Origin of the sequence: Pseudomonas sp. ABFPK, assembly GCF_001586765.1 — a bacterium.
GTDB lineage: Bacteria > Pseudomonadota > Gammaproteobacteria > Pseudomonadales > Pseudomonadaceae > Aquipseudomonas > Aquipseudomonas asiatica.
The window spans coordinates 90,499-107,722 of sequence record NZ_LQXW01000078.1; the positions used below are offsets into that span (position 1 = coordinate 90,499).

Here is a 17,224-nt window from a genome sequence, read left to right on the forward strand (position 1 = left end):
TGCTCCTACATCAGTTTCGGGCCAATTATTTCTTTGAGGTTTGTGCGCGAACGCTCTGGCGCATGGCTCGATATTGCGTTGTACGAACAAGGCGGTCGCGTGCACTGGCACAGGCGTGACTGGCCTGAAACAGATGTAGGAGCAGCCTTGTGCTGCGAAGCGCCGCGCGGGCGGCGCTCGGTCTCGAAACCACCACACCACTCAAGACAAACTCAGGAACTCTCCCGCACCATCAACTCGAAGCCCAGGTCCTGCTGCGCATTCGGCACCCGCTTGCCATCGAGCAACGCCAGCAGCGCCTGCGCAGCACCGCGCCCCACAGCGGCGCGAGGCGTGCGAATCGAGGTCAGCCGCGGCACCATGTGCGCCGAAGCCGGCAGGTCGTTGAAACCGACCATCGCCACCTGCCGCGGCACCTCCACCCCTTGGCGCAATGCCTGCAGCACCGCGCCCTGGGCCAGGTCGTCGTTGCAGAAGAAGATACCGTCGACATCCGGCGCCTGCCGCATCAGTTGGCTGAACAACTCGCTGCCCAAGGCAATGGAAGAAGGCTCCGGCGTCAGCACTTCCAGCTCGGTCGCCTGCAAGCCGGCTTCGGCCAACGCCTGGCGGAACCCTTCGGCACGCTGCATCACTCGTGGGTCCAGCTGTGCGGCAATGAACCCCAGGCGCTTGCGCCCGCGCTCGATCAGGTGGCGGGCGGCGGCGCGCCCGGCCTGCTGCTGCGAGAAGCCGACGGACAATGCACCAGCTTCGCCATTCAGTTCCATCATGTGCACACAAGGTACGCCACTGGCCGCCAGCATCTGCCGCGATGCCTCGCTGCGCTCGAAACCGGTCAGCAGCATGCCGCAGGGCTGATAGGCCAGGTAGTTGCGGATGAGGTTCTCCTCTTCGGCAAGATCGTAGTGATAGTTGCCGATCAGCACCTCGAGCCCGCGCGGGCGCATGACCTCATGAATGGCTTCCAGCGTATCGATGAACAGCTGGTTGGACAGCGACGGGATCAACACCACCACCGACTGGCTGCGCGCCGAAGCCAGGGCACGGGCCGCCGGGTTGGCGACATAACCGAGGCTCGCCGCGGCAGCAACGACCTTTTCCACCAGCTCCGGCGCAACAGTGCTGACCCCGCGCAGGGCGCGCGACGCGGTAATCGGGGAAACCCCGGAAAGCCTGGCAACTTCTGCCAGGGTGGGACGACCTGTGGTACGGGAGCCGGTGCGGGACATGGATGTTGTAATTTTACTACTTGCAAGGAAAGGGAACGGCCACTAAGGTAGCGCTGTCTCAGGACGCAGGCAATGTAATCTTTGGTAGCAGCCAACGCGCGCTCGCCGCCAAGCGTCCATACTGCGTAGGGACAAGACCAATAACACCGGGGAGGTTGCTGTTCGTCGACAACGAGACAGCGCTATCTCACCCGCAGGAGGTACTGATGAATTCTCCCCTGTCCGCCATCGTGGTGATGGGCGTGGCCGGTTGCGGCAAAAGCTGCATCGGCGCTGCCATCGCTGCCAGAAGCGGCGGCCGCCTGATCGAAGGTGACGCTTTCCACCCTGCCGAAAACATCCGCAAGATGAGCGCTGGCATCCCCCTGGACGACAGCGACCGTGCCGGTTGGCTGGTGCGTCTTGGTCAGGAGCTGCAAGCCACGACCCAGGCCGGGGAACGTCCGATCCTGACCTGTTCGGCCCTCAAGCGCCGCTATCGCGACTCCCTGCGCGACGCCATGCCCGGGCTGGTGTTCGTGTTCCTCGAGCTGTCACCCGCCGAGGCGGAGAAACGCGTGCTGGCCCGCCCCGGGCATTTCATGCCGGCGAGCCTCATCGATAGCCAATTCGCTGCCCTGGAGCCGCCACACGGCGAACCCCTGACCCTGGCGCTCGACGCCACCCAGCCCATCGAAGCGCTTGCCGAAGCGGTGGACAGCTGGCTAAAGGGCCGCAGTGAGCCGGGCCTGGCACAAACCGCCTGACCCAGGCGGCTTTCCCGGCCCAACCGAGACAGCGCTACCCTGCCCCTCAAGCGCAAGCAGATTTGCAAAAAAGCTACGCCAAAACAACGATAAGACCGAGGCCTTCAAACCATGTTCGGACTGGCTACTGATACCTTCCTGCTGCTCGACGCGCTGGTTACCATCGTCGGGCTGATCCTGCTGATCACCCACTTCAAAGTCCATCCCTTCGTCGCACTGACCATCGCGGCCGGCTTCCTTGGCCTGACCTCCGGCATGCCGGTGGCCAAGGTCATGAAATCGTTCCAGGACGGTTTTGGCGGTGTTCTGGGCTTCGTCGGCATCGTGCTCGCCCTGGGCACCATGCTTGGCAAGCTGATGGCCGACTCCGGGGGGGCCGATCAGATCGCGCAAACCCTCATCCGCGCCTTCGGCAAGAAGAACGTGCACTGGGCGATGATGTTCGCCGCCTTCCTGGTGGGTATCCCGCTGTTCTTCGAGATCGGCTTCGTGCTGCTGATCCCGCTGGTGTTCATCGTCGCCCGACGCTCCGGCGTATCGCTGATCAAGATCGGTATTCCACTGCTGGCCGGTCTGTCGGTGGTGCACGGCCTGGTGCCCCCGCACCCGGGCCCGCTGCTGGCGATCGGCATCTTCCATGCCGACATCGGCAAGACCATCTTCTATGGCCTGATCGTGGCGCTGCCTACCGCCATCATCGCCGGCCCGCTGTTCGGTAATTTCATTTCCCGCTACATCCCGGGCACCCCGTCCCAGGAGCTGATGGACCAGATCGCCAAGGAGTCCGACCAGGGCAATCTGCCGAGCTTCACCATCACCCTGGTCACCGTGCTGCTGCCGGTGGTGCTGATGCTGCTGAAGACCTTCGCCGACGTGGTGCTGCCTGCCGAGCACATCGTGCGCCAGTGGATGGACCTGATCGGCCACCCCATCACCGCGCTGCTCGCTGCCCTGCTGCTGGCCTTCTATACCTTTGGCTCGGCCCGTGGCTTCAACCGTCAGCAGATCATGAAGATGCTCGACCAGAGCCTGGCCCCGACTGCGGCGATCGTGCTGATCGTGGGTGCCGGCGGCGGCTTCAAGCAGATGCTGGTAGACACCGGCGTGGGCAACGTGATCGGGCAGATGGCCGTACAGGCGGAGATTTCGCCCATCATGCTGGCCTGGCTGGTAGCAGCGGTAATCCGTATCGCCACCGGTTCCGCCACGGTCGCCACCATTACCGGTGCGGGCATCGTTGCACCGGTGATCGACCTGGTGCCGGGGGTCAACCGTGAGCTGCTGGTGCTGGCCACCGGCGCTGGCTCGTTGATTCTGTCCCACGTCAACGACGCAGGCTTCTGGCTGGTGAAGCAGTACTTCAACATGACCGTGGCGGAAACCTTCAAGACCTGGAGCATGATGGAGACCATCCTGTCGATCGTCGGCATCATCTTCATCATGTTGCTTTCGCTGGTGGTGTAACCGTTGATCGGGGTAATGGCACCTTGAAGCTTCGGGTAGGGCCGAAGGGAAGTATCAGCCCTACCAGAAGCAAAGGAGCCTGCCATGCCCCGCTCAAGCATCCTGCTGATTGCCCTGCTCGTCGCGCCGTTGGCCATTGCTGCCGGCACCGGCCCCACCTACCCCGACGACCCGCACAACCCGGCGCCCAAGCCGGGTGCGGACAGCACCCTCAACCCGATCGAAAAGCCCTTGCCGCGGGACACAGACCCACGCATAAAGGGCAACGACCCGGACAGCCCGCCAGCTGAACAGAATGACAACCGGGATTTGCCAGGGATGGATGGCAGTGGCTCGGAAGGTACCGGGCGGCAGGGAGCAGCCGATAATCAGAGTTGATCAATGCCCCTGAATGCAACTGTCTTGCTCAAATTCCAAAAGTTGCCGCAATCCCTGTAGGAGCGGCTTTAGCCGCGAAGAATCCAACGCGGTGCATGGCACCAGCTGCGCCGGTGTTCGCGGCTAAAGCCGCTCCTACAGGGGCCCCCTTTGCTCACCACTGGCGCTTGTCCGGCCTGGTCAGCCCCAGCTTCTCGATCCGGTAACGCAGCATGTCCCGCGACAGCCCGAGCATGCGCGCCGACTTGGTCACGTTCCAGTCGGTGCGGTCCAGGGTCTTGCATACCAGGTCACGTTCCATGTCCGGCAGGCTGGTGCCGGGCTCCGGTTCGTGCCGAGGCATTTCGAACACCGCAGGCGCCGCCTGCTGCACCAGCGGCTCGTCGATCAAGGTCATGCACAGGTTGAGCTGGTGCGCCTGCACCACCTCGTTCGGCGCCAGCAGCACGGTCTGCTCCAGCATGTTGCGCAGTTCGCGCACGTTGCCTGGCCAGCTGTAACCGAGCATCAGGCTTTCCGCCTCGGCGGAAAAGCGCAGGTTCGGCTTGCCATAACGCCGGCCATGATGGGCCAGGAAATGCCGCGCCAGCAGCAGCACGTCCTGCCCGCGGGCATACAGGCGCGGTACTTTCAGGGCAATGATACGCAGGCGGAAGAACAGGTCGCGGCGGAACTTGCCCTGCTGCACCATCTGCTCCAGGTTGCAGTTGGTAGCGCTGATCACCCGCAGGTCGACCTTGCGCTCCTTCACCGCGCCAATCCGGCGGATACTGCGGTCTTCCAGCAACTTCAGCAGCTTGGCCTGGAGCACCAGGTCCATCTCGCCAATCTCGTCGAGGAACAAGGTGCCCCCATCGGCAGCCTCCACCAGGCCCACCCTGCGCTCCTTGGCATCGGTAAAGGCGCCCTTCTCGTGGCCGAACAGCTCGGCCTCCAGCAGGTTGGCCGGGATCGAGGCGCAGTTGAACTCGATGAACGGCCCCTTGCTGCGCGAACCATCGAAATGCAGGGCGCGGGCCACCAGCTCCTTGCCGGTACCGGTCTCGCCTTCGATCAGCACCGGTGGCAGGTCGTCGCTGGCCATGCGCCGTTCTGCATCCAGCACTTGGCGCAGGGTGTGCTTGAGGGTGAGCATCGCCGGTGATTCACCGATCAATGCCTGCAACCCGGACTTCTGCGCCTCGCGCTCCTGGTAGAACGACAACGTGCGCTCCATGCGCTCGGCAGCCAGCGCCTTGTCCAGGGTCAGCTTGAGCTCGGCCAGCACCACGGGCTTGGTCAGGTAATGGAAGGCGCCCTCCTTCATTGCCTGCACGGCATCTTCCACGTTGCCATAGCCGGTCATCATGATCACTTTCAGGTCCGGCACCTGCGCCACCAAGGTACGCAGCAGGTCGTGCCCGCTCATGCCCGGCAGCGAGTTGTCGGTCAGCACCGCATCGGGCTGGCCCCGTTTTATCTGCTCCAGCGCCAGCTCCGCGCTGTGGCACACGGTGACCTCGAAGCCCTTGAGGCCGAGGTAGGTGCGAATATTGTCGGCGAGAATTTCATCATCCTCGACTACCAGGATACTGTGCTCCATGGTCCCCTCCCGCTGCGATATTGAATGTGAGGCTGACGCGGGTTCCTTCCTCTTCGCGGCTGCTCAGGCTGACCGAGCCGCCAAAACGCTCCATGATGCGTTTGACCAGGGCCAGGCCTACACCCAGGCCGCCCTGCTTGGTGGTGTAGAACGGCTTGAACACCATCCGTTCCTGCTGTTGGCTCATGCCCTTGCCGGTGTCACAAAGGACGAACTCGGCACGCTGCCCATCCTGCACATTGACCTGGGCGCACAGCATGCCACCTTCAGGCATGGCTTCCAGGGCATTGGAGAACAGGGTGTTGAGAATCTGCGTGAGCTGTAGTGGCTGGCTGGCCACCCATTGTGACCGGGGGCCTTCGTAGCAGAAGTGCACACCGTTGCGTTCGATCTGCTGGGCGAAGGCCAGGTGGGTGTCCTCGATGGCCGTCACCAGGTCCACGGCCTCGGCATCGTCACTGGTCGGGCGCAGCGACACCAGCAGGTCACGCACCCAGCGCGACATGCGGTCGACCTGGCTGATGATGTCGGTGATGTTCTTCTGCGCCGCGGGGTTGGCGATTTCCTGAGCCAGTTCGGCGCTGGAGCGAATGTTGGCCAGCGGGTTGCGCAAGCTATGCGCCACGGCCGAGGACATCTCGCCCAGGGCCACATAGGTTTCACTGGCCACCAGCCGGTCCTGCTGCAGGTGCAGCAGCTGCGCGGCGCACGATCCAGAACAGGCCGAAGTAGACCAGCGCCCCGCCCACCAGGGTAGAAGCCCAGATCAGCACATAACCGCGCTGGATGCGCCACACCAGGTCCTGCGGCTCCTTGTAGATTTCCACCATGGCCAGCACCTGTTCGCCCTGGCTGTCGAACAGAGGGATGTAGTTCTCGATGAACAGATAGCGCGGTTCACGCTGGAACTTCTGCTCTTCGCGGTCATCCTCGGCCTGGTGGTAGCTGGCCGATACCGTCTTGCGCGAGCGGAAGGCGCGGTCCAGGTCACCATCGGCCTCGATTCGCTTGCCGATCAGCTCCCGGTTGGTCGACCAGACAATGGTGCGGTCGCGGGCATAGACGTTGGCCAGCAAGGTGTCCGGCAAGTGCTCCACATGGTCGAGGAACTCGACCCGGGTCGATTCGGCCAGCTCCGGGGTGAACTGCAAATGCTGCTGGTCCAGGCGCGGGTCAAGCAACTCGCCCATGGTGGTGCCCGGCGGCAACTGCGAATGACGTACTTCGGCCTGGGCCATGGCCTGGATGAACTGGGCGGTGAGCATGGCATCGCGCTCGACGCTGTCGCGCACCACGAAACGCGTCGACACATAACCCAGCCCGCCCGCCACCGAGGCGATGATCAGCAGGCTTATGACCGAAAACCAGCGCAGCAGGTTGAATTCGCGCAATGGCACGGCCACACCGTTGGCGGTAGTACTGGCCTTGTCAGGAACTTCTTTATCCAGCATCTGCATCGCGTGCTTCCCGCCCAGGGCGTCCATTCAGAAATGCATCAAGGCGACAAATAGTAGCCAATTGATAGCACTTCACCCGTGCAGCCGCAGCCGCCATTTGTCGTGTGTCGCGCTCTGCCTGTCACATTGCAAGAACCCAGCCAGCCAACATGTCAATTCAATTTATCTTTGATTATCAATAGGTTGAAGACACATTTTAAATTAACTTGGAGGGCTATCCCCCACATTTGGGGGTTTTCACCCAAAAAACCTTAAATCCTTTATAAACAAGTAGATATGAGCATTTATTAATGTAAGTCAGGAGCCATTGACCAGCCGGAAACTCAGCGAAACCCGGGTGCCATGGCCTTCACTGCTGCTGAGGCGGACACTGCCCCCGAAGCGTTCCATGATGCGTTTCACCAACACCAGGCCCACGCCCAAACCACCCTGCTTGGTGGTGAAGAAAGGCCGGAAGGCCATGCGCTGCTGCTGTTCGGTCATGCCTTTGCCGTTGTCGGACAGGCGCAGGGTCAGGTTACGCCGGTCATGACGCACCACCTCGACACGCAACCGCCCACCCTGTTCCATCGACTCCAGGGCGTTGGCGATCAGGCTGCTGAAGATCTGCCGCAGTAACACCGGATGCCCCAGCACCTGCACTGCCGGTATCGGTTGCAGGTCAAGGCTCACTCCGCCGCGCGCCAGCGGCACTGCGTAGGTCTGCAGGCTTTCCTGCAATGCCAGCGGCAAATCCACCGCCACGGCCTCATCGTTGAGCGGGCGCAAGGACTGCAACATCTGGCGGATCCACTGCGACATGCGGTCGACCTGGCTGATGATGTCGTTGACGTTGCGCTGCGCCGGGCCATCGTCGAACGCCTGGGCCAACTCGGCACTGGAACGGATGCTGGCCAGCGGGTTGCGCAGGCTATGGGCCACCGCCGAGGACACCTCGCCCAGCGCCACGTAGGTTTCGTTGCTGATCAGCCGCTTCTGCTGCACCGCCAGCAGGCGCGCGGCGCGGTGCATGATGCCGTACAGGCCTACGTAGACCAGCGCGGCACCGATGGTGATCGCCAGCCAGATCAGGATCAGCCCATGCTCGATGCGCACGATCAGGTCATGGGGCTCCTTGTAGATCTCGACCATCGCCGTGACCTGCTCGCCATCGGCATCGAACAGCGGAATATAGTTTTCGATGAACAACTGCTCGGGTGGGATGACGAACTTCTGCTCGACGCGGGCCTGCTCGAAGTTGTGGTAACTGGCCGAGACTCGCATCTTGTACTCGAAAGCCTGCTCCAGGTCCTCGTCGCCTTCGATCAGCTTGCCGACCAGGGCCGGGTTGCTGGACCAGATCACCGTACGGTCCGGGGCATAGATGTTGGCCAGCAGCATGTCGGGCAGGTGCGCGATGTGGTCCAGGAACTCGCCACGCGCCCTGCGCCGGGCGTCCGGGTCGACATCGAGCAGGTTGGCGCGGTCGATGCGCGGGTCAAGCAGTTCACCCATGGTGCGCACATTGGGGATCGACACATGGCGCACTTCGGCATCGGCGATGGAGGTGATGAACTGCGCGGTGAGCAAAGCATCGCGCTCGATGCTCTCGTCGACGATGAAGCGGCTGGAAATCAACCCCAGCCCGACCGCTACCGAGAGGATGATGGCCAGGCTGACCCAGGCGTACCAGCGCAGCAGGTTGAACGGCTTGCGTGGGGTAGCCAGTTCGTTACCGGCGGGTACTTCAAAAGCGTCGGAACGAGGGGCGATGTCCATGGCGGACTCCACAACTGGGCACCTTCAGAAGGTTATAGCCCAGAGTTGGGGAAACCATCGGGTCAGCTTGGTGGCATCCGCCGAAGGGTATTGTCTTGTTTCCCGTATTGAACGCACCTGCCTTGCAAAAATCCTGATGCTCCCACAGAGGTCGCACCAGCGTTGAAAGGGGCTACAGGGGCTAATCACCCGTCACCCCCTGCAAGCGGCGGTACTCTCGCAGCACATTCGGCACATAGCGCCGGGTCTCGGCAAACGGCGGTACCGCACCACGGCGCAGCACCGCGTCCGGGCCGGCGTTATAGGCCGCCACGGCCAGGGTGATGTCATTGTCGAACAAGTCGAGCATGCGCTTGAGGTAGCGGGCCCCTCCCTGCACGTTGTCTTCCGGGTCCAGGCGGTTTTCCACGCCCATCTCGCGGGCAGTATCCGGCATCAATTGCATCAGCCCCACCGCGCCCGCTGGCGAACGCGCCTTGGGGTTGTAACCGGACTCGGCCTTGATCACCGCATGCAGCAACGCCGGGGGTACGTCGTGGGTGCGCGCCGCGGCGGCGACCAGCTTGGCGTAGGGGCGGCCGGTGATGAGCTGCGCGTTGGCCGGGCCGGCCTGGGCCTTCGGCTCGCTGATCACCGTTTCATAGAGGCGCCCGGGTCGATGGACGTTGGTCAGTATGTAGCTGCCTTTGGCGTCGATGGAAATGTACACATCGGCCTGGGCAGCGCCTGCCACCAGCCAGATCAAACCGAGAATGAGTCCACGCATGTCGGTCGCCTCTTCGTGGTCTCCCCCGATGTTGGGGGATATACCCCGGAAAACCCGGAGTCGATGACCACGACGCAAGCACTGTGCCGCTTCGCGTGCCGCATGGTGCAAGGCGCCAGCGCAGGCGTGCACGGCTGTTGCATGGAGCCTGCAAAAGCTTGTCCCCATGCAGCGGAGGGCTTCACCATGCAGCGCAGAACCAACCCTCAACGTGGCTTCACCCTGCTCGAACTTTTGGTGGTGCTGGTGGTGCTCGGCCTGTTGGCCGGTATCGTCGCGCCCAAGTACTTCAGCCAGCTCGGCCGCTCCGAAGCCAAGGTGGCGCGGGCGCAGATAGAGGGGCTGAGCAAGGCCCTGGACCTGTACCGCCTGGAAGTCGGCCACTACCCCAGCAGTGAGCAGGGCCTGCAGGCCCTGGTGGTCGCCCCCAATGGCGAAGCGCGCTGGACCGGCCCGTACCTGCAGAAGGCCGTGCCGCAAGACCCGTGGGGCCGCGCATACATCTACCGGCAACCCGGCGAGAACGGCGGCGAGTACGACCTGCTGTCGATGGGCAAGGACGGCCAGCCCGGTGGCGACGGGGAAAACGCCGAAATCACCAGTTGGCAGTAGGGAGAACGGCCATGCGCTATAGCCTCAAGGCCCTGGGCAGGCAGGGTGTGGTGCAGTTGCAGATCGACGCCGAGGACGCCGACCAGGCCCGCCGCCAGGTCGAGGACCAGGGCTTGCGCGTGCTCAGTCTGCGTGGCCACGGCGGCGCCTTGCGCGGCATGGCCTGGCGCCGCGAAGCAAGCTTTGACCTGGTGCTGTTCAGCCAGGAACTTTCGACACTGCTCAACGCCGGCCTGCCGCTGATCGACGCGCTGGAAAGCCTGGCGGAAAAGGCCCCCGCAGCCGCAGCGCGCAAAGTGCTCGCCGAACTGGTCCGCCAACTGTACGAAGGCCGCTCGCTGTCCCAGGCCCTGGGCCAGCAGCCACGGGTGTTCCCGCCGCTATACGTGGCGCTGGTGCAGTCCAGCGAGCGTACCGGCGCGCTCGGCGACGCCCTCGCCCGCTACATAAGCTACCGCCAGCGCCTGGACCTGGTCCGGCAGAAGCTGGTGGGTGCCTCGGTCTACCCGATGCTGCTATTGCTGGTGGGCGGTGGCGTGGTGCTGTTCCTGCTTGGCTACGTGGTGCCGCGTTTCAGCCAGGTGTTCGAGGGCATGGGCACCGAGTTGCCCTGGCTGTCTCGGCTGCTGATGCAGATCGGGCTGTTCCTGCATGCCCAGCAACTACCGCTGGCATTGGGCGCCCTCGGTGCGGCCACTGCGCTGTGGCTGCTGCGCCGCCAGCCATGGGTACGGCGCTGGGCAGCCTGCCAGCTGCGGCGCCTGCCGGCACTTCACCAACGCCTGATGATGTACGAACTGGCGCGCTTTTATCGCTCATTGGGCATCCTGCTGCAAGGCGGTATCCCCATCCTCACCGCCATGGGCATGGCCCGCGGCCTGCTCGGCAGCGCGGCGGCCGAGGGCCTGGAGCACGCCAGCCAGCGGGTCGCCGAAGGGTTGCCGCTGTCCGATGCACTGGAGGCCGGGCAACTGGTGACGCCGGTATCGTTGCGCCTGCTGCGCGCCGGCGAGCAGTCCGGCAACCTGGGCGAGATGCTGGAGCGCTGCGCCGACTTCCATGACCAGGAAATCGGCCGCTGGGTGGAATGGTTCGTCAAGCTGTTCGAACCGCTGCTGATGACCTTCATCGGCCTGCTGATCGGCCTGATCGTGATCCTGATGTACATGCCGATCTTCGAACTGGCCTCGAGCATTCACTGAAATGTCAGGCCCAGGATGAAAGCCCACGACCGAGCTGGCCATGTCTGCAATCGATGAATGATCTGCTCATATCATTCATCGTGATAATAACCTTCGTCCCGTTCGATTCGTGCCTCACGCGCAAGACACTCACACTCCGCCCACTACTAATACATTGGCGGAGTTCTCCATGGAACAATCATTCAAACCCTTGCGCTTCCCCCTCGCTGCCTTGGCAGTGGTGGTGATCAGCGCTTGTGGCCGAACCCCAGACGCAGTGCAGGCTCCCACCGCGCCGAAGGTCAGCGTGGCCAAGGTGATCGAGCAACCGATCAATGAATGGGACGAGTTCACCGGCCGCCTCGAAGCCCCGGAAACCGTCGAGGTACGCCCACGGGTCTCCGGCCAGATCGACCTGGTCGCCTTCACCGAAGGCGCCCAGGTCAAGAAAGGCGACCTGCTGTTCCAGATCGATCCACGCCCGTTCCAGGCAGAGGTCCGCCGCCTCGAAGCCCAACTGCAGCAGGCCAAGGCCACCGCCATTCGCAGCGCCAACGAAGCCCGCCGTGGCGAACGCCTGCGTGACAGCAACGCCATTTCCGCAGAACTGGCCGAATCGCGTAGCAGCGCCGCCGCCGAAGCCCGCGCCGGGGTCGACGCGATCCAGGCCCAGCTCGACCTGGCACGCCTGAACCTCAGCTTCACCCGTGTCACCGCGCCCATCAGCGGCCGTGTCAGCCGCGCCCAGTTCACCGCCGGCAACATCGTCACCGCCGATGTCACCCCGCTGACCAGCGTGGTCTCCACCGACAAGGTCTACGCCTACTTCGACGCCGACGAGCGCGTGTACCTCAAGTACACCCAGCTGGCCCGCGAAGGCCAGCGCGGCCAGAGCACCCCGGTGTACCTGGGCCTGACCAACGAAACCGGCAACCCGCACCTGGGCCAGATGAACTTCGTCGACAACCAGGTCAACCCGCGCACCGGCACCATCCGTGGCCGTGCGGTGTTCGACAACAGCGACGGCCAGTTCACCCCGGGCCTGTATGCACGCCTGAAGCTGGTGGGCAGCGCCCAGTACCAGGCCGTGCTGATCAACGACGAAGCCGTGGGCACCGACCTTGGCAAGAAGTTCGTGCTGGTCATGGACAAGGACAACAAGGCCGCCTACCGCGCCGTGGAGCTGGGGCCGAAGCTGGAAGGCCTGCGCATCGTGCGCAGCGGCCTGGGCAAGGACGACCGCATCGTGGTCAAGGGCCTGCAGCGTGTGCGCCCTGGCTCACCGGTCACCCCGGAAGAGACACCGATGGCCAGCGAACAGACCCTCGCCGCCCTCGCCCAGCAGCGCCAGGCCCTGGAGGCCAGCAACCCGGCGCCGAAGGTGGCGGGCAACAACGTGAAAGTCGCCAGCGCCCAGGCGCCACGCGGTTAAGGGACCACACCGATGAACTTCTCGAAATTCTTCATTACCCGGCCAATTTTCGCCGCGGTGCTGTCGCTGGTGCTGCTGATCGCGGGGTCGATCTCGCTGTTCCAGCTGCCGATCAGCGAATACCCCGAAGTGGTGCCGCCCACCGTGGTGGTGCGCGCCAACTTCCCCGGCGCCAACCCCAAGGTCATCGGCGAAACCGTCGCCGCGCCACTGGAGCAGGCGATTACCGGCGTGGAGAACATGCTGTACATGTCCTCCCAGTCCACCGCTGACGGCAAGCTGACGCTGACCATCACCTTCGCCCTGGGCACCGACCTGGACAACGCCCAGGTGCAGGTGCAGAACCGCGTCACCCGTACCCAGCCCAAGCTGCCCGAGGAAGTGACCCGCATCGGTATCACGGTCGACAAGGCCTCGCCCGACCTGACCATGGTCGTGCACCTGACCTCGCCGGATAACCGCTACGACATGCTCTACCTGTCCAACTACGCCATCCTCAACATCAAGGACGAGCTGGCGCGCCTGGGCGGCGTGGGCGATGTGCAGCTGTTCGGCATGGGCGACTACTCGCTGCGCGTGTGGCTGGACCCGAACAAGACCGCTTCGCGCAACCTCACCGCCAGTGATGTGGTGGCTGCGATCCGCGAACAGAACCGCCAGGTGGCCGCCGGCCAGCTGGGCGCCCCACCCGCCCCGGGTTCGACCAGCTTCCAGCTGTCGATCAACACCCAGGGTCGCCTGGTCAATGAGGAAGAGTTCGAGAACATCATCATCCGCGCCGGTGCCGATGGCGAAATCACCCGCCTGAAGGACATCGCCCGGGTCGAACTCGGTTCCAGCCAGTACGCCCTGCGTTCGCTGCTGAACAACCAGCCGGCGGTGGCCATCCCGATCTTCCAGCGCCCAGGCTCCAACGCCATCGAGATCTCCGACGAAGTGCGGGCGAAGATGGCCGAGCTGAAGAAGGACTTCCCCGAGGGCATGGACTACAGCATCGTCTATGACCCGACCGTGTTCGTCCGTGGTTCCATCGAAGCCGTGGTACACACCCTGTTCGAAGCGCTGGTGCTGGTGGTGCTGGTCGTCATCCTGTTCCTGCAGACCTGGCGTGCCTCGATCATCCCGCTGATGGCCGTGCCGGTATCGCTGATCGGTACCTTTGCCGTGATGCACCTGTTCGGCTTCTCGCTCAACGCGCTGTCATTGTTCGGCCTGGTCCTGGCCATCGGTATCGTGGTGGACGACGCCATCGTGGTGGTGGAAAACGTCGAGCGCAACATCGGCCTGGGCCTGAAACCGCTGGAAGCCACGCAAAAGGCCATGGGCGAAGTGACCGGGCCGATCATCGCCACCGCCCTGGTGCTGTGCGCGGTGTTCGTACCTGCTGCGTTCATTTCCGGCCTGACCGGGCAGTTCTACAAGCAGTTCGCCCTGACCATCGCGATCTCGACCGTGATCTCGGCGTTCAACTCGCTGACCCTGTCGCCGGCCCTGGCTGCCGTGCTGCTGAAGGACCACCATGCGCCCAAGGACCGTTTCTCGCGGTTCCTGGAAAAACTGCTGGGCAGCTGGCTGTTCGCCCCGTTCAACCGCTTCTTCGACCGCGCTTCCAGCCGCTACGTCGGCGGCGTGCGTCGGGTCATCCGCTCCAGCGGCATCGCCCTGTTCGTGTATGCCGGCCTGATGGGCCTGACCTACCTCGGCTTCTCGTCCACCCCGACCGGTTTCGTACCGGCCCAGGACAAGCAGTACCTGGTGGCGTTCGCCCAGCTGCCTGACGCGGCCAGCCTCGACCGCACCGAAGCGGTGATCAAGCGCATGAGCGAAATCGCCCTGAAACAGCCTGGCGTGGCCGACTCGGTAGCCTTCCCTGGCCTGTCGATCAACGGCTTCACCAACAGCCCGAACAGCGGCATCGTGTTCACCCCGCTCAAGCCGTTCGACGAGCGCAAGGACCCGAGCCAGTCGGCGGCGGCCATCGCTGCTGCACTGAATGCCCAGTTCGCCGACATCCAGGACGCCTACATCGCGATCTTCCCGCCACCACCGGTACAAGGCCTGGGCACCATCGGCGGCTTCCGTCTGCAGATCGAAGACCGTGGCAACCTGGGCTACGAGGCGCTGTACAAGGAAACCCAGAACATCATCGCCAAGAGCCACAACGTGCCGGAACTGGCGGGCCTGTTCACCAGTTACCAGGTCAACGTGCCCCAGGTCGATGCCGCCATCGACCGGGAAAAGGCCAAGACCCACGGCGTGGCGATCACCGACATCTTCGACACCCTGCAGATCTACCTGGGCTCGCTGTACACCAACGACTTCAACCGCTTTGGCCGCACCTATCAGGTCAACGTCCAGGCCGAGCAGCAGTTCCGCCTCGATGCCGAGCAGATCGGCCAGCTGAAGGTGCGCAACAACCTCGGCGAGATGATCCCACTGGCGACCTTCCTCAAGGTCAGCGACACCTCCGGGCCTGACCGGGTGATGCACTACAACGGTTTCATCACCGCCGAGATCAACGGCGCCGCGGCACCGGGCTACAGCTCCGGCCAGGCCGAAGCTGCCATCGAGAAGCTGCTGAAGGAGGAACTGCCCAACGGCATGACCTTCGAGTGGACCGACCTGACCTACCAGCAGATCCTTTCGGGCAACACTGCGCTGTTCGTGTTCCCGCTGTGCGTACTGCTGGCCTTCCTGGTGCTTGCCGCCCAATACGAAAGCTGGAGCCTGCCGCTGGCGGTGATCCTGATCGTGCCGATGACCCTGTTGTCGGCCATCACCGGGGTGATCGTGTCGGGGGGTGACAACAACATCTTCACCCAGATCGGCCTGATCGTACTGGTGGGCCTGGCGTGCAAGAACGCGATCCTGATCGTCGAGTTCGCCAAGGACGAACAGGCCAAGGGGCTCGACCCGCTGGCTGCGGTACTGGAAGCCTGCCGCCTGCGCCTGCGGCCGATCCTGATGACCTCGATCGCCTTCATCATGGGTGTGGTTCCACTGGTGTTCAGCTCCGGTGCAGGTTCTGAAATGCGCCATGCCATGGGTGTGGCGGTGTTCTCGGGAATGATCGGGGTTACCGTGTTCGGCCTGTTCCTGACCCCGGTGTTCTTCTTCCTGATTCGCCGTTTCGTCGAGCGTCGCCAGGCCCGCAAGGCCGAACGCGCCCAATCGCTGGAGAGCCATGCATGAACCTGCTCAAACCCTTGACCCCGAGCCTGCTGGCACTCGCCCTGGCGGCCTGTGCAGTAGGCCCGGACTACCAGGCGCCAGCCACCGAGCCCGCGCAGCTGGCCAGCGACATACAGGCCAAGGCCTACGACCGTAGCCGTTTCGAAAGCCTGTGGTGGAAGCAGTTCGACGACCCGGTGCTGAACCAGCTGGTGCAGGCTTCGCTGGATGGCAACCGTGATCTGCGCGTGGCCTTCGCCCGCCTGAAGTCGGCCCGTTCGATCCGTGAAGACGCCGAAAACGATCAGTTTCCGGTGGTCACCAGCCGCGCCAGCAGCGACATCGGCAAGGGCCAGATCCCCGGCCAGACCACGCAGCGGGTAAACAGTGAGCGCTACGACCTGGGCCTGGACATGGCCTGGGAGCTTGACCTGTTCGGCCGCATCCAGCGCCAGATCGAAGCCAGCGAAGCCCAGGAAGCAGCAGCCGCGGCCGACCTGCAGCAGCTGCAGGTCAGCCTGATCGCCGAACTGGTGGATGCTTACGGCCAGCTGCGTGGCGCGCAGTTGCGCGAGAAGATCGCCCTGGCCAACCTCAAGACCCAGCAGGAATCGCGGGCCATCACCGAAACCCTGCGCGATGCCGGCGTGGGCAACGACCTTGATGTGGTGCGGGCCGACGCGCGCCTGGCCGGGGTCGAAGCCACCGTACCGCAACTGCAGGCGGAACAGGCACGGGCCCGACATCGCATCGCCACCCTGCTCGGTCAGCGTCCCGAGGCGCTCAGCGTCGACCTGTCGCCCAAGGCACTGCCGGCCATCGCCAAGGCGCTACCGGTGGGTGACCCGGGTGAACTGCTGCGCCGCCGCCCGGACATCCGCAGCGCCGAACGGCAGCTGGCGGCTGCCACCGCCAACGTTGGCGTGGCCACGGCCGATTTGTTCCCGCGCGTCAGCCTCAGTGGCTTCCTCGGCTTTACTGCTGCACGTGGTTCGCAGATAGGTTCCTCGGCAGCCAATGCCTGGGCGCTGGGCCCGAGCATAACGTGGGCCGCCTTCGACCTGGGCAGCGTGCGCGCCCGACTGCGCGGTGCCAAGGCCGATGCCGAGGGGGCACTGGCCAACTATGAACAGCAGGTATTGCTGGCCCTGGAAGAATCGGCCAACGCCTTCAGCGACTACGACAAGACCCAGCAGCGGCTGTTGTCGCTGATGCGCCAGAGCGACGCCAGCCGCAAGGCGGCGGAACTGGCCTCGATTCGTTATCGCGAGGGTACGGTGGACTACCTGGTGCTGCTCGATGCCGAGCGTGAGCGGCTGAGCGCTGAAGATGCGCAGGCCCAGGGCGAGGTCGAGCTGTACCGCGGCATCGTCTCCATCTACAAGGCCCTGGGCGGCGGCTGGCAGCCGGAGACTGTAGCCAGCGCGCGCTGATACACCCGCTTC

General features: G+C 63.9%; 12 protein-coding genes and 1 pseudogene. 8 read left to right on the forward strand and 5 right to left on the reverse strand.

Translation table 11 applies throughout. From position 1 onward, the window contains the following. Positions 1–212 precede the first annotated feature (212 nt). Positions 213–1,232, reverse strand: coding sequence for a LacI family DNA-binding transcriptional regulator (locus tag WM94_RS27150; protein ID WP_024087200.1), 1,020 nt, complete (start codon positions 1,230–1,232; stop codon positions 213–215). A 206-nt stretch (positions 1,233–1,438) separates the two neighbouring features. Here WM94_RS27150 and WM94_RS27155 point away from each other — a divergent pair, with 206 nt between their 5' ends. The 3 genes from WM94_RS27155 to WM94_RS27165 all read left to right on the forward strand — a co-directional run bounded on the left by WM94_RS27155 (position 1,439) and on the right by WM94_RS27165 (position 3,820). Next, entirely contained in the window at positions 1,439–1,978 is a 540-nt protein-coding gene (locus WM94_RS27155; protein WP_015270531.1) for a gluconokinase, read from the forward strand. 111 nt (positions 1,979–2,089) lie between these two features. Beyond that, complete coding sequence (locus WM94_RS27160; protein ID WP_015270532.1) at positions 2,090–3,442, forward strand: GntP family permease; 1,353 nt, start codon at positions 2,090–2,092, stop codon at positions 3,440–3,442. A gap of 84 nt (positions 3,443–3,526) precedes the next feature. Continuing rightward, positions 3,527–3,820 (forward strand): hypothetical protein, encoded by a 294-nt coding sequence (locus tag WM94_RS27165; RefSeq protein WP_061552567.1) that lies wholly within the window; start codon positions 3,527–3,529, stop codon positions 3,818–3,820. A gap of 154 nt (positions 3,821–3,974) precedes the next feature. On the opposite strand, the gene WM94_RS27170 is transcribed toward WM94_RS27165, so the two are convergent. The 4 genes and pseudogenes from WM94_RS27170 to WM94_RS27185 all read right to left on the reverse strand — a co-directional run bounded on the left by WM94_RS27170 (position 3,975) and on the right by WM94_RS27185 (position 9,383). Then, a complete protein-coding gene (locus WM94_RS27170; RefSeq protein ID WP_015270534.1) occupies positions 3,975–5,402 on the reverse strand; it encodes a sigma-54 dependent transcriptional regulator in 1,428 nt (475 codons plus the stop codon). After that, positions 5,371–6,859, reverse strand: a pseudogene (locus tag WM94_RS27175) (sensor histidine kinase). Before WM94_RS27175 ends, WM94_RS27170 begins: the two are co-directional and overlap by 32 nt. 297 nt (positions 6,860–7,156) lie before the next feature. Then, positions 7,157–8,617 (reverse strand): HAMP domain-containing sensor histidine kinase, encoded by a 1,461-nt coding sequence (locus WM94_RS27180; RefSeq protein WP_038409702.1) that lies wholly within the window; start codon positions 8,615–8,617, stop codon positions 7,157–7,159. 181 nt (positions 8,618–8,798) lie between these two features. Then, positions 8,799–9,383 carry a lytic transglycosylase domain-containing protein gene (locus tag WM94_RS27185; RefSeq protein ID WP_061552568.1) on the reverse strand — a complete coding sequence of 195 codons (585 nt, stop codon included), beginning with the start codon at positions 9,381–9,383 and terminating at the stop codon, positions 8,799–8,801. A gap of 186 nt (positions 9,384–9,569) precedes the next feature. Here WM94_RS27185 and gspG point away from each other — a divergent pair, with 186 nt between their 5' ends. From gspG to WM94_RS27210, 5 genes are all read left to right on the forward strand, one after another. Then, the gene (gspG, locus tag WM94_RS27190; protein WP_003258264.1) at positions 9,570–9,995 is read left to right on the forward strand and encodes a type II secretion system major pseudopilin GspG; all 426 of its coding nucleotides are present in this window, start codon (positions 9,570–9,572) and stop codon (positions 9,993–9,995) included. 11 nt (positions 9,996–10,006) lie between these two features. Then, complete coding sequence (locus WM94_RS27195) at positions 10,007–11,197, forward strand: type II secretion system F family protein (RefSeq protein WP_061552569.1); 1,191 nt, start codon at positions 10,007–10,009, stop codon at positions 11,195–11,197. Between the two features lie 169 nt (positions 11,198–11,366). Then, entirely contained in the window at positions 11,367–12,608 is a 1,242-nt protein-coding gene (gene mexE, locus WM94_RS27200) for a multidrug efflux RND transporter periplasmic adaptor subunit MexE (RefSeq protein ID WP_015270540.1), read from the forward strand. 12 nt (positions 12,609–12,620) lie between these two features. Beyond that, the gene (locus WM94_RS27205) at positions 12,621–15,800 is read left to right on the forward strand and encodes an efflux RND transporter permease subunit (protein ID WP_061552570.1); all 3,180 of its coding nucleotides are present in this window, start codon (positions 12,621–12,623) and stop codon (positions 15,798–15,800) included. Continuing rightward, complete coding sequence (locus WM94_RS27210) at positions 15,797–17,212, forward strand: efflux transporter outer membrane subunit (protein WP_061304537.1); 1,416 nt, start codon at positions 15,797–15,799, stop codon at positions 17,210–17,212. The genes WM94_RS27205 and WM94_RS27210 overlap by 4 nt, the downstream gene beginning before the upstream one ends. Positions 17,213–17,224 lie beyond the last annotated feature (12 nt).

Bases quoted from the DNA above. Each gene is read 5' to 3' on its own strand.
- gspG (WP_003258264.1), top strand. From the start codon at position 9,570: ATGCAGCGCAGAACCAACCCTCAACGTGGCTTCACCCTGCTCGAACTT.
- WM94_RS27160 (WP_015270532.1), top strand. From the start codon at position 2,090: ATGTTCGGACTGGCTACTGATACCTTCCTGCTGCTCGACGCGCTGGTT.
- WM94_RS27170 (WP_015270534.1), bottom strand. From the start codon at position 5,402: ATGGAGCACAGTATCCTGGTAGTCGAGGATGATGAAATTCTCGCCGAC.
- WM94_RS27205 (WP_061552570.1), top strand. From the start codon at position 12,621: ATGAACTTCTCGAAATTCTTCATTACCCGGCCAATTTTCGCCGCGGTG.
- WM94_RS27195 (WP_061552569.1), top strand. From the start codon at position 10,007: ATGCGCTATAGCCTCAAGGCCCTGGGCAGGCAGGGTGTGGTGCAGTTG.
- mexE (WP_015270540.1), top strand. From the start codon at position 11,367: ATGGAACAATCATTCAAACCCTTGCGCTTCCCCCTCGCTGCCTTGGCA.
- WM94_RS27185 (WP_061552568.1), bottom strand. From the start codon at position 9,383: ATGCGTGGACTCATTCTCGGTTTGATCTGGCTGGTGGCAGGCGCTGCC.
- WM94_RS27210 (WP_061304537.1), top strand. From the start codon at position 15,797: ATGAACCTGCTCAAACCCTTGACCCCGAGCCTGCTGGCACTCGCCCTG.
- WM94_RS27165 (WP_061552567.1), top strand. From the start codon at position 3,527: ATGCCCCGCTCAAGCATCCTGCTGATTGCCCTGCTCGTCGCGCCGTTG.
- WM94_RS27150 (WP_024087200.1), bottom strand. From the start codon at position 1,232: ATGTCCCGCACCGGCTCCCGTACCACAGGTCGTCCCACCCTGGCAGAA.
- WM94_RS27180 (WP_038409702.1), bottom strand. From the start codon at position 8,617: ATGGACATCGCCCCTCGTTCCGACGCTTTTGAAGTACCCGCCGGTAAC.
- WM94_RS27155 (WP_015270531.1), top strand. From the start codon at position 1,439: ATGAATTCTCCCCTGTCCGCCATCGTGGTGATGGGCGTGGCCGGTTGC.